Source organism: Rhodococcus sp. 06-418-5 (genome assembly GCF_002258285.1).
In the GTDB taxonomy this organism is placed as follows: domain Bacteria; phylum Actinomycetota; class Actinomycetes; order Mycobacteriales; family Mycobacteriaceae; genus Rhodococcoides.
The window spans coordinates 41,285-53,340 of the sequence record NZ_NOYE01000009.1; the positions used below are offsets into that span (position 1 = coordinate 41,285).

Consider the following 12,056-nt stretch of genomic DNA (forward strand, 5'->3'; position numbering starts at 1 on the left):
CGCGCCCGACCCCGACGCGCGACCCCGACCTCGACCCCGACGCGCGCCGACCTCGACCTCGACCCCGACGCGCGCCCACCCGACGCGCCCGCCCAACGCGCGCGCGTTTGCGAGACACCCGGCGCCGACCCCTATTCTGGTCGGCATGCAGGCGTGGAGTTCGACGGTCGTTCAGTATCACCGTCTTCGGAACGATCTCGCCGTGATCAGACTCGAGGGCGACGCGGTGCCGTTTCGGGCGGGCCAGTCGGTGTCGGTCACGGTTCCTCAGAACACTGCTCTGACGCGGCGGTACTCACCTGCGTTGCCGCCTTCTCGAGACGGCAAGCTGGAATTCCATGTTCGAGCCGTGCCTGCCGGTTGGGTGAGCGGATCGATCGTCAACGAGACGCGGCCGGGTCATGTGTGGCAGATCAGCGATCCGCAGGGTGGTCTCCATGTCGACGATTCGGGGCGCGATGTGGTCATGATCGCGGGTGGGACCGGTCTCGCTCCGTTGCGGGCGATTCTGCTCGACCTCACACGTCGAGAGCAGCCGCCGAACGTGACGCTCTTCGTCGGCGGTAAGTCGCCTCGTGATCTGTATGCGGGCGACATGCTGTGGCTGATGGCGGCGGAGTTCCGGTGGTTGACGGTGGTACCCGTGGTCGATCAGTTGCACGAGCCGTGGGCGTCGGATCGGTGGAACGACCGCATTCATGCCGAGATCGGTTCCAGCGCATCGTTCTTCGAGCCGGAGCATTGCTGGGAGGGCAGTGTGGCCGACGTCGTCGCGACGCAGGGGCCGTTCCCGGATCGCCAGATCCTTGTCTGCGGCTCACCGGGTATGGAAGCAGCGACCGTGCGCGCGCTCGTCGAAATCGGCACCCCACTCGACACCATCCGCCGCTCGAGCACTGTCCTCTGAACATCAGGGCAGCTGCAGAATCCGACGCAGATGCGCCAGGTCTTCGGCGGAAACTGTCGTGAATTCCGGTGGCGGGGCGTCGGCGATCGCTCGGGCCTTCTCGGCGAGGAGACGTCCGGTGTCGGTGAGTCCGATGATGCGGCGTCGGCGATCCTCGGGATCTTCGGTACGCAGAACCAGCTCGCGTTTCTCGAGTTCGCGGACGTTGAGCGAGATGTACGGCGCGTCGGAGGCGAGGATCTCGGCCAGCTCGGTGATCGTCCGATCGCCGGTGAGCAGCTTGGTCAGCAGCTTTGCTCGTAGGAAGCTCATCCCGGTGGCGTCGGCGACGGCTCGTCGGGTGTCGTGCTTCTCGAGCATCAGTGCGCGCATCTCGCGCCAGACGTGTGCTGCATCGCCGGTCATACGAGCACCGGTTGGTCGATTCGATCGGCGGTTGCGCGTGCCCATCGGCCGGTGGTGACCACTGCGAGCGCGGTGACGATCACGCCTGCGCCTGCGATGACGAACCAGGCAGGGACCGCGGCGGCGGTGAAGCCGGCGGAGATCTCGCCGACGATGCTCGCCGTGACGATGGATCCGACGACGGCCACGCCGAGCGATTGACCCACCTGCCTGCTCGTCGATGCGATGGCAGATGCCACTCCGGCCTGGCTGCGTGGCATTCCGGACACCGCGGTGTTGGTGATCGGGGCGTTGACCATGCCGAAGGATATTCCGAAGATCACGTATGCGACGGCCAGCCATGCGAACGACGTCGTCGGAGTCAGTCGGGTGAGCATCAGTGCCGAGGCCACGAAGCCGACTCCGGCGACGAGCAGCGGAATGCGCGCTCCGAGGGTGCCGACGATGCGACCGGAGATCGGCGCGAAGATCAAGGTCATCAACGCCATCGGCAGGGTGTAGAGACCGGCGTGCAGTGGTGAGTATCCGCGCACGTCCTGCAGGTAGAGGGTGTTGAGGAACAGGAATCCGCCGAGGGATGCGAACGCGCACACGGCGATCACCGTCGCTCCGCTGAAGGGTGCGCTCCTGAAGAACTTCAGTTGGATGAGCGGTTCCTCGATCCGCGACTCGACCAGCAGTAGTCCGACGAGAGAGCCGACGGCGACGGCGCCGGTGAACACGATCAGCGGGGATCCCCAACCCTTCGCGGGACCTTCGATGATGGTGAACACGAGGGACGCGAGGAACGCGAAGATGAGGAACTGGCCTGCAGGGTCGAATTTGCGTGAGTGTTCGGCTTTGGATTCCGGGACGAACTTCAGTGTCATCGCCAGCGCGAAGATTCCGATCGGAACGTTGATCCAGAAGATCGACTGCCAACCGGCACCGGTGACGAGGACTCCGCCGAGGGCGGGGCCGGCCGACATCGAGATGCCGACGACGGCACCCCACATGCCGATCGCTCCTGCGCGTTCTTTCGGATCGGTGAAGGTGTTGGTGATGATCGACATCGCGACGGGGTTCATCATCGAGCCACCGATTGCCTGGAGCATGCGGAAGGCGACGAGCCAGCCGAGCGACGGTGCGATGCTGCACAGCAGGGAGCCGAGGACGAACGTTCCGGTGCCGATCAGGAAGAAGCGCTTGCGGCCGTACTTGTCGGCCATCGAGCCGCCGAGCATCAACAGTGATGCCACGACCAGCGTGTATGCGTCGATGATCCATTGCAGACCCGAGACCGATGCGTTCAGATCCGCGCGCATCGACGGCAGCGCGACGTTGACGATCGTGTTGTCGGTGCTGACGAGGAACAGGCTCAGGCAGCAGATGCCGAGCACGAGATATCGGTGTCGTCGAGTCAACTCGGCCACGTTCACCTCCACGATAATGCTTGTATATCTACAACTATTACATGAGTACTCCTAAATTGTTCGACGAGCAAGTGAGATGCGGGCCAGGCAGGCCCGATAGGGTGTGTGTCACAGACTTGCTCGAACCCGATTGCTCGCTGAATGGAGAACAACAGTGGCTTCCGAGATCGCACCAGGCGACCTGGTTCAGGCGTCCGGGCATGCCGGCCCGTGGAAGGTGCTCGAGATCCGTCAGGGTCTGGCGTTGCTCGAGCATCACGACGGTCATCGGTTGTCGGTACGCACCACCACGGTCGAGGTGGTGCGCAAAGCGTCGAACAGTGAAGGTTCGGCTCGGCAGGCCGAGACGGAGACCGACAGCCCCTCACTGTTCGACGAGAGCTGACCTACCGCCCTCTACCGTCGACTGCGTACTTCTGGCGCAGCGACTTCGAGATCTGCTTGTACTCACGCAGCTTCTCGCTGCGTGCTCGTGCATCGTGCCTGGAGGTGGCCCAGGCGTTCTCCCGCAACAGCTTTCGGTAGTTGCCTAACCGTCTCTCGGTGAGCTCGCCCGCGTCGACGGCGGCGAGTACCGCGCACCCGGGTTCGCGTTCGTGCGCGCAGTCAGCGAATCGACACGACGCGGCGAGTTCGTCGATGTCGGAGAAGGCACTCGCCACAGCGTCTTCCGATCCTTGGACGCCCACCGAACGTAGTCCAGGCGTGTCGAGCAGCACCAGTTCTCTCTCCGCGATGGGCACCAATTCCCGATGCACCGTCGTGTGCCTGCCTTTGCCGTCGCCCTCGCGGGTCGCCCCGGTGGCGAGAACCGCACCGCCCAACAGAGCGTTGCCGAGTGTCGACTTGCCCGATCCCGACGGGCCGATCAGGGCGACCGTGCCGCGCAGATGTGCTGCCAGCGAATCGATTCCGCCGTCCGATACTGCACTGGTGCTGCACACGGTGACGCCCGGCGCGGCGGACGACAACACTTCTTCGGCGACGCTTCCGCTGTCGGTCTTGGTTATCGCGAGGACGGGAACAGCGCCGCTGCCCCAGGCGAGGGTGATGTAGCGCTCGACGCGACCGAGGTCGAGGTCGGTGTCCGACGCGACCGTGACGACGACGGTATCGACGTTGGCTGCGAGAACCTGTGTGTCGGATGTGGTTCCGGCGGAGGCGCGTTCGACGGCCGTGCGGCGGGGCAGGATGGCGATCAGCCGGAACGATTCTCCGTCGAGTGCCACCCAATCCCCGGTGCAGACGGCACCGCCCGTACATCGAGCGATTCCGTTCTCGGTGGCGGCGTCGAATCCGCCGCGGTCGACGCGAACTATGCGGGCGAGAACTGCGTCCTGAGAATGCTTTTCGAACTCATCGAGCCAGTGCCGATCGAGGCCGTAGTGAAGTAGAGAGGACATGCGAGGGTTCCTTCGGAGAGGAGTGACGTGGGCTCGGGTGTGCGCTCGTCCAGGTGGCCACGATGCCCACCTCCTCACTGTTGGAATACACAAAAAGAAACCGTCGACGGCAAAGTTACAGCCGTCGACGGGTCGAAGGAAAGCGAATTTATCGGGTGAGGTTGGTGCCCTCCGCCGGCGCTGCGAGCGCGGTGAGGAACGAGCGCGCCCAGCGATCGACGTCGTGGGCGAGAACCTGCCTGCGCATGGCGCGCATGTGACGCTTGCCCGACTCCGGGTCCTGCTCGAGGGCTCCGATGATCGCGTCCTTCACGCTGTCGAGGTCGTGCGGGTTGCACAGGTATGCCTGTCGCAATTCGGCTGCGGCACCGGTGAATTCACTGAGCACCAGTGCGCCACCGAGATCGCTGCGGCAGGCCACGTACTCCTTGGCGACCAGGTTCATGCCGTCGCGCAATGGGGTGACCAGCATGACGTCGGCGGCGACGAAGTAGGCCAGCAGGTCGTCGCGGGGGATGGGCCGGTGCAGGTAGTGCACCACGGGATGGCCCACCTGGCCGTACTCGCCGTTGATGCGGCCCACCTGCTGCTCGATCTCACCGCGCATGGCGACGTAGCTCTCGACGCGCTCACGGCTGGGCGTCGCCAACTGCACGATGACGTTCTCGGCCGGATCGACGCGGCCCTCTTCGAGCAGTTCGCGGAACGCGTTGAGCCGAACGTCGATTCCCTTGGTGTAGTCGAGGCGATCGACGCCGAGCATGATGCGCTTGGGGTTGCCCAGGTCCTTGCGCAGTTGCTTGGCCCGATCACGGACGGCCTTGGAGCGAGACTTGGTGTCGAGGTCACCGGAATCGATGGAGATCGGAAACGCGCCGACTCGCACGGTCCGGAAGCCGACCTGCACGACGCCCAACTTCGACCGCACTCCGACGGTTCCGCGGGACGTGGTTCCCCCGGCGAGGCGTCGGGCAAGGTAGAGGAAGTTCTGAGCACCGCCGGACAGGTGGAACCCGATGAGGTCCGCACCGAGCAGTCCTTCGACGATCTCGGTGCGCCACGGCATCTGCATGAACAGCTCGATCGGCGGGAACGGGATGTGCAGAAAGAATCCGATGGTCAGGTCGGGGCGCAGCATCCGCAGCATCTTCGGGACGAGCTGGAGCTGGTAGTCCTGAATCCAGACCGTCGCGCCCTGTGCCGCGGCCTCGGATGTCTTCTCGGCGAAGCGACGGTTCACCTCGACGTAGGCGTTCCACCAGTCGCGGTCGTACTCCGGCTTGACGATGACGTCGTGGTAGAGCGGCCACAGTGCCGCGTTGGAGAAGCCCTCGTAGTACTGGGTGTACTCCTTCTCGCTGATCGGCACCGGCCGCAGCTGCAGGTCGTCCTCGACGAACGGCTCGACGTCGACGTCCGAGACGCCGACCCACCCCACCCACGCGCCCTTGTTGGCACGCAGAATCGGTTCGAGAGCGGTGACCAACCCGCCAGGGCTTCGCTTCCATCGTGTGCTCCCGTCCGGGAGCTTTTCCAGATCGACCGGCAACCGGTTGGCTACGACGACAAAATCCGAACCCTGCGAGGCGTCAGCCACAACTGTCCAATCCGCTTGTAGATCCTTGGGTAAACAGTCCTGCGAAGAGCGTCAGTCGGTCTTCGCTACGGGATCTATACCCAACATCGACAGCAACATGCGGCACTCGTCGGCATCGGTCGCGTAGGCCGCGACGACGCGCTGAGCCTGGCTGGCCGTCTCGTATTCGAGTGGGACGATGTCTTCGTCGGCGATGTCGTTGTCGGTTGAGGTCTTGGCAGGCATGGTGTTCTCCGTACTCTCTGCTGGGCTTACACGGGGTTCGTTGGTCCCGACTCTATGTAAATGTGGCACCCCATCGCCAGTTCCCGATGCCCTAGGCTGCAGCAAATGACCGTTTCTGTGCCGCTCCGCCGTGCTAGGACAGTGGTGGAGGTGCCCTCTCCGGCCACCGGCTCCGCAATTCTGCGTCGCACCGTTCGACGGCATCGCACCCGCCTGATCGTCTCGTCGCTGCTGTTCGGGGTGCATCAACTGTGCGAAACGATGGTCCCGGTGGCGATCGGACTGATCGTCTCGCGGGCCGTCGACACCGGTGATGTGACCGCGATGGTGCTCTCGTTGGTCGGTCTGGCGGCCTTGTTCGTCACCCTGTCGTACGCGTGGCGGATCGGTGCCCGCATCATCGTGGTCGCCATCGAGCGGGAGGCGCACCTGGTGCGCGTGGAGGTCGCCGGTCGCGTCCTCGATCCGCGGGGTGTGCGTACCGAGTTGTCGGCGGGCGAGTTGCTGACGGTCTCGACGTCCGACGCCGAGAAGGAGTCCTGGATCCTCGATCTGATCGCACGGGTCTTCGCGTCCGCGGTGGCGGTCGTCGCGTCCGCCGTCGCGCTGATCGTGATCGACGTTCCGCTCGGTCTCGCCGTCGTCATCGGGACACCGGTCATCCTCATCGCGCTGCAACGACTCGCTCCGTTACTCACCCGTGCTGCCACTGCGCAGCAGGCCGAGGTGGCCGGGGTGTCGGGTATGGCAACCGATCTGGTCAGCGGTGTCCGGCCGCTTCGCGGAATCGGTGCCGAGGATGCCGCGACGCAGCGATTCGTGACATCGAGTCGAACAGCGTTGGCTGCGACTCTGAAGCTCGCTCGCGCGAACAACGTCTATCAGGGCCTGTCGGCAACGGTCAACGCGTTGCTGGCCGTCGGGATCGCCGGTACCGCCGGCTGGTTCGCATTGCAGGGCCGGATCTCGGTCGGTGAGTTGATCACCGTCATCGGCCTCGCTCAGTTCGTCATCGAACCTCTCACCGGATTGTCGAAGATCCCCGGCGTGGTGGCGATGGTGCGCGGATCCGCCGATCGGCTCGCCCTCGTACTCGGCGCGGAACACGTTCTACCGCAGTCCGAGTCAACGGTTCCGATAGACACAGATCTTGCCGTCGACGACGTTCGGTTCCGATCGCTCGACGGTCTCACGTTCCGCACCGAACCGGGCGAGATGCTCGGCGTGGTCACGTACCGGCCGCAGGACGGGGAATCGCTCGCTACGCTGCTGTCCGGTCAGATCTCCGACGCCGACTACACCGGATCGGTTCGTATCGGCGACATCACGGCGGGAGAGATCGATCTTCGACGCGCCCGAGAGACCGTGCTCGTCGAACCCCACATCACCGACCTGTTCGCGGGAACCGTCCGCAGCAACGTCACCGCAGGCCGGGAGCGGCCCGACGCCGAACTCGACGTCGTGCTGCACGCCTCCGCGGCCACCGACGTCGTCGAATTGCACGAGGCCGGTCTCGATCACGCCGTCACCGACCGCGGAGCCAGCCTGTCGGGCGGCCAACGCCAGCGAGTGGCGTTGGCGCGCGCACTGTCGGTCGACGCACCGGTCCTGGTGCTGCACGACCCCACCACGGCCGTCGACGCCGTCACCGAGCACGCCATCGCCCGCGGCATCGCCGAACTTCGACATACCGAACGAGGCTCGCAGACAACGATCCTCATCACCACGAGCCCCGCGTTGCTGTCGGTGACCCATCGCGTTCTCGTCGTCGACGACGGTCGCGTCGTCGCCGAGGGCACGCACCACCATCTCGCGTCCTCGGACGCGCAGTACAAGGACGCGGTGCTGCGATGACCGCCCCCGAACTTCTTCCCATCGCCACCGGTGCTCGCTCCGGTCGGTGGCTGCTGGAACAGCTGCGTCTGCGGAAAGTTCGCACCGCGGTGACGCTGCTGCTCGGCGCGGTTGCCGCGGCCATGTCGCTGGTACCGGTCTACGTGCTGGGTGTTCTGGTCGACCGTGTTCGCGACGGTGCCGACACGTCGACGATCATCGGTGTCGTCGTCGTGATCTCGGTGGCCGCGGTGATCGGCGGCATCGTCACCGGTTTCAGCGGTTATCTCATCAGCACTCTCGGTGAGGGCATTCTGGCGTCGCTGCGTGAGGCCGTCGTGCGCCGCGCGCTGCATCTGCCCGTTGCCACGTTGGAGCGAGTGGGCAAGGGCGACTTGCTCTCCCGGGTGGGCGACGACGTCGCGGTGATGGCCAAGTCGATCGGCGAGGTGATCCCGCAGCTGGTCGGTGCGATCCTGCTCGTGTGTCTGAGCATGATCACGATGCTCGGCATCGATTGGCGGCTCGGCCTGGCGGGGCTCGTCGCGCTGCCGATGTACGTCCTCGCGCTGCGGTGGTATCTGCCGCGCTCGGCGCCGAAGTACGCGGCCGAACGCGTCGCGATGGGTGAGCGAGCACAGTCGTTCGTCAGCAGCATGCAGGGCGCGAAAACCGTTCGTGCGTACGGACTCGAGTCGGCGCACCTGAGCGAGATCGACCGAGCGTCGGCGAAGGCCCGAGACATCGGCGTCGACGTGTTCCGCCTGTTCACCCGCTTCGGATCTCGGAGCAACCGCGCCGAGTGCGTCGGACTGTCGGTGATCCTGCTGGCCGGATTCCTGCTCGTACGAGGCGATTACGTCACCGTCGGCGAGACGACGGCCGCGGCACTGCTGTTCCATCGCCTGTTCAATCCGATCGGCACCCTGCTGTTCACGTTCGACGACATCCAGTCCGCCGGTGCGTCGTTGGCGCGTCTGGTCGGCGTCATCGACATCCCCGACGAGCGACCGGTCGGCGACGGTTCCGTGCCCGCCGACGCCACCTTGGACGTCACCGATCTGCGGCACGAGTACGAGTCCGGGCACGAGGTGCTGCACGGGGTGAACCTGAGGGTCGGTGACGGCGAGACCGTCGCACTCGTCGGATCCACCGGTGCAGGCAAATCCACGATCGCGGCGATCGCGGCCGGATCCATGGCGTCGACGGCGGGGACGGTTCGTGTCGGCGGAGCATCACTGGATGCGCTGGGCAGCGACGGGTTACGACGACATGTGGCGATCGTCAGTCAGGAGGTCCACGTGTTCGCCGGCCGATTGATCGACGACGTGCGGCTCGCCGCACCGGCTGCCGGTCGCGACGACGTCGAAGCCGCGCTGCGTACCGTCGGAGCGTGGGGGTGGGTCGAGGCGCTCGAGAACGGACTCGACACCGCGGTCGGTGAGGGTGGGCACCAGTTGACCGCGGCACAATCGCAGCAATTGGCCTTGGCACGTTTGGTTCTCGCCGATCCCGCCGTCGCGGTGCTGGACGAGGCCACCGCGGAAGCCGGCAGTTCCGGTGCTCGCGATCTCGAGGCCGCCGCCGAGGCGGCCACGAAGGGACGCAGCACGTTGATCGTCGCGCATCGCCTGACGCAGGCCGCTGCGGCCGACCGCGTGGTGGTGTTGGAGCACGGCCGGATTCTGGAGCAGGGTCCGCACGAGGAGCTGGTCGCGGCCGGTGGACGATACGCACAGTTGTGGGAGGCGTGGCAAGGCCGTTGATCGATGTAGGGATTTGCCTAAAGCTATTAGTTTTGGTTACGGTGTCCTCGAATCGACGAGGAGGCCGGCATGGCACGCGCAGGATTGACCGCGCAGCGCATCGTGGAGGCAGGAGCGGATCTGGCCGATGAGGTCGGCTTCGATCGCGTGACTGCCAGCGAGATAGCCAGACGCTTCGACGTGAAGGTGGCGAGCCTGTACTCGCATCTGAAGAACTCGCACGAGTTGAACGTCGGGATCGCGCTGCTGGCGTTGGAGGAACTGGCCGATCGGGTGTCCGAGGCCCTGGCAGGCCGAGCGGGCAAGGACGCTCTGGTTGCCGTCGCCAACGCGTATCTCGACTATTCGCGCGAACATCCAGGTCGCTATGCAGCGACGCAGTTTCCACTCGATCACGAGACCGCTCTCGCGAGTGCGGGAGTGCGTCACTCGGCGATGATGAAGGCGATTCTCCGCGGGTACGACCTCGGCGAAGAGGATCAGGTACACGCAGTTCGATTGCTCGGCAGTGTCTTTCACGGCTACTCGAGCCTCGATGCGGCCGGCTCGTTCGATCACAGTGCCCCCGACTCGCAGCAGTCCTGGGTCCGCATCCTCGACGGAATCGACACACTCTTACAGCACTGGAGGCAGTGACATGGAACCGATCTCCGAACGCGACATCAGGTCGTCGTTCGTCAACTCGTCCAAGGGCGACGCCGGTCGGCTCTCCCTTCCCGACATGTTCGACGCTGTGCCGTGGGACGATCTCGACTTCTTCGGTTGGGTCGATCCCAAGCTCGCCGGGAGGAGCTACATCGTCGTTCCTTCGGAGGATCGCCTGCGCGGAATCTCGTTGCGCTACAAAGTCGGTGGTCCGCGCACGGCGCAGATGTGCAGCATCTGCCTCACCACGCACGCCAACGGCGGAGTGTCTCTGATGGCTGCCGCGAAAGCAGGCGAATCCGGCAGGCGCGGCAACACGGTGGGCACCTACATCTGCTCGGACCTCGCCTGCTCGCTCTACGCACGCAAGAAGAAGACCCCGGCGCTGGGCCGTCAGTTCAAAGAGGACTTCGACGTCCCGACACGAACCGCGGCAGTCGAAGACAACATCGCCGCGTTTCTCGCTCGCGTCCTCGATTGATCAACTGATGGTGGGACCGCGCGCCCCGATCGACCACTGCGCGCCCATACTCTGATGCGAGTAGGGGCGCGCAGTCGGCAAGAAGGGTGTGAGGTCCTGTCGGAGATAGGACCGGTCGACGTCATTCGCCGACAAGACCGAAGTCAGTCCTTGTTCTTCTCCGCGATGAACAGCTTCTCGATGCGCTCCGCCTCGTCCTTCTTGGCGGCAGCTTCGTCGGAACGCTCGGCGGCCTCGGCCAATTCGGCCTCGGACGGCGCAGCGGCCAGCTTCTCCTGCTTGTCGACCTGGGCCTGCTGAGCCTTCTTGCGATCCTCGGCGGCCTTCGCGGCGGCAGCGGCCTGCTCGTCGGCCTTCTTCTTGTCCGCAGCGGCCTTGCGCTCGGCGTCCTGAGCGGCCTCGCGCTTGCGTTGCTCGGCCTCCTGGCGGGCGTCACGTGCGGCTTCCTGCGCGGCGGCGTCGGCTGCGCGGCGATCCTTCTCGGCCGTCTCGCGAGCGACCTTCAGTTCGTCGTCGGCCGCGGCCTTCTTGGCCCGAGCCTCGGCGTCGAGACGTGCTGCCTCGGCGCGGTTCTCGGTGCTGTCGACGAGGGTCTCGCCGCGGTCGGCGAGGCTCTTGTCTCCCAACAGATTTCCGACGGCGCGGTCCAGCGATCCGAGCGTGTGCTCGTACACCAGTCGCGCGGGTGCTTCTGCATTCATCTTCTCGACGACGTTGGTCTCGATGAGCTGCAACGGAATTCGGGCGATCTTGTACTGGATGCGAAGGATGGTCAGTGGTATGGCTAAAACGCTCATGAAGCGAAACTCCTGGTATGAGGTAGTGGTTCAGGCCTGGTTGCGGAGCTCTTCGGCCTTCTTGCGATCGGCTTCGGCCTGACGAAGTGCTTCCTGGTGCTTCTGTGCGGCCACCATCTCGTCGGAATCGGCCGCGGCTTGCTCGATGCGACGATCCTCGTCGGCCTCGATTTGCTCGGCGGTCGCGTCGACCTCGGCTGCAGCGCGCTCCTGCGCCACTACCTCGCGCTTCTCCTGTTCGGCGGCGGCGAGCTTGGTCTGGCGAACTCGATCGGCGTTGGCCTCGGTGACCGCGGCGTTCTCTTCTGCGGCTTCCCGACGGCTCTCCGCCGCGGTGCGCACATCGGCCAGCTCCTCGGCGGCCTCGGTGGCCTGCGCCTCGGCGACCCGCTCCGTGGCATTGGCCTCCTTGCGCTCGCGGGCCTGCGCGGCCTGCAACTGGCCCTCGGCTGTCAACGAGTCGTTGCCGGTCACCGCACCCGCGACCTCTTTGGCCTTGCCCTTGATTCCGTCGAGCAATCCCTTGCGTGCTTCGCCCGCTACGTTCTCGTCAGTCATGTAACACCAGGTACCCACTGGCTGTTC

At 65.3% G+C, this 12,056-nt stretch carries 13 protein-coding genes; 6 read left to right on the forward strand and 7 right to left on the reverse strand.

Annotated features, from left to right (window positions below):
- Nucleotides 1-145 precede the first annotated feature (145 nt).
- Entirely contained in the window at nt 146-907 is a 762-nt protein-coding gene (locus CH274_RS04100) for an FAD-binding oxidoreductase (RefSeq protein WP_045200378.1), read from the forward strand.
- A gap of 3 nt (nt 908-910) precedes the next feature.
- Here the strand turns inward: CH274_RS04100 and CH274_RS04105 are convergent, their stop codons facing one another.
- Nucleotides 911-1,312 carry a MarR family winged helix-turn-helix transcriptional regulator gene (locus tag CH274_RS04105; protein WP_045196871.1) on the reverse strand — a complete coding sequence of 134 codons (402 nt, stop codon included), beginning with the start codon at nt 1,310-1,312 and terminating at the stop codon, nt 911-913.
- On the reverse strand, nt 1,309-2,724 hold the full coding sequence (locus CH274_RS04110) for an MFS transporter (protein ID WP_094656936.1): 1,416 nt from the start codon (nt 2,722-2,724) through the stop codon (nt 1,309-1,311). Before CH274_RS04110 ends, CH274_RS04105 begins: the two co-directional genes overlap by 4 nt.
- A 154-nt stretch (nt 2,725-2,878) precedes the next feature.
- On the opposite strand from CH274_RS04110, the gene CH274_RS04115 reads away from it, so the two are divergent.
- Nucleotides 2,879-3,109, forward strand: a complete 231-nt coding sequence (locus CH274_RS04115; protein ID WP_032396068.1) for a hypothetical protein — start codon at nt 2,879-2,881, stop codon at nt 3,107-3,109.
- 1 nt (nt 3,110) lies between these two features.
- Here the strand turns inward: CH274_RS04115 and rsgA are convergent, their stop codons facing one another.
- The 3 genes from rsgA to CH274_RS29070 all read right to left on the reverse strand — a co-directional run bounded on the left by rsgA (nt 3,111) and on the right by CH274_RS29070 (nt 5,949).
- Nucleotides 3,111-4,127, reverse strand: a complete 1,017-nt coding sequence (rsgA, locus tag CH274_RS04120) for a ribosome small subunit-dependent GTPase A (protein WP_094656841.1) — start codon at nt 4,125-4,127, stop codon at nt 3,111-3,113.
- Between the two features lie 148 nt (nt 4,128-4,275).
- Nucleotides 4,276-5,724, reverse strand: a complete 1,449-nt coding sequence (locus CH274_RS04125) for an alpha,alpha-trehalose-phosphate synthase (UDP-forming) (RefSeq protein ID WP_094656842.1) — start codon at nt 5,722-5,724, stop codon at nt 4,276-4,278.
- A 51-nt stretch (nt 5,725-5,775) separates the two neighbouring features.
- A complete protein-coding gene (locus CH274_RS29070; RefSeq protein WP_008710019.1) occupies nt 5,776-5,949 on the reverse strand; it encodes a hypothetical protein in 174 nt (57 codons plus the stop codon).
- A 105-nt stretch (nt 5,950-6,054) separates the two neighbouring features.
- Here CH274_RS29070 and CH274_RS04130 point away from each other — a divergent pair, with 105 nt between their 5' ends.
- From CH274_RS04130 to CH274_RS04145, 4 genes are all read left to right on the forward strand, one after another.
- Nucleotides 6,055-7,803: an ABC transporter ATP-binding protein gene (locus tag CH274_RS04130; protein WP_179275636.1), complete on the forward strand. Its 1,749-nt coding sequence runs from the start codon at nt 6,055-6,057 to the stop codon at nt 7,801-7,803.
- Nucleotides 7,800-9,548 (forward strand): ABC transporter ATP-binding protein, encoded by a 1,749-nt coding sequence (locus tag CH274_RS04135; RefSeq protein WP_094656843.1) that lies wholly within the window; start codon nt 7,800-7,802, stop codon nt 9,546-9,548. Before CH274_RS04130 ends, CH274_RS04135 begins: the two co-directional genes overlap by 4 nt.
- A gap of 69 nt (nt 9,549-9,617) precedes the next feature.
- Nucleotides 9,618-10,184, forward strand: a complete 567-nt coding sequence (locus CH274_RS04140; RefSeq protein ID WP_094656844.1) for a TetR/AcrR family transcriptional regulator — start codon at nt 9,618-9,620, stop codon at nt 10,182-10,184.
- 1 nt (nt 10,185) lies between these two features.
- Nucleotides 10,186-10,674 carry an FBP domain-containing protein gene (locus tag CH274_RS04145; protein ID WP_094630303.1) on the forward strand — a complete coding sequence of 163 codons (489 nt, stop codon included), beginning with the start codon at nt 10,186-10,188 and terminating at the stop codon, nt 10,672-10,674.
- A 143-nt stretch (nt 10,675-10,817) separates the two neighbouring features.
- Here the strand turns inward: CH274_RS04145 and CH274_RS04150 are convergent, their stop codons facing one another.
- Together CH274_RS04150 and CH274_RS04155 are read right to left on the reverse strand one after the other, a co-directional pair.
- Nucleotides 10,818-11,471, reverse strand: a complete 654-nt coding sequence (locus CH274_RS04150) for a hypothetical protein (protein WP_094656845.1) — start codon at nt 11,469-11,471, stop codon at nt 10,818-10,820.
- A 30-nt stretch (nt 11,472-11,501) separates the two neighbouring features.
- A complete protein-coding gene (locus tag CH274_RS04155; protein WP_094656846.1) occupies nt 11,502-12,029 on the reverse strand; it encodes a general stress protein CsbD in 528 nt (175 codons plus the stop codon).
- Between the last annotated feature and the right edge of the window lie 27 nt (nt 12,030-12,056).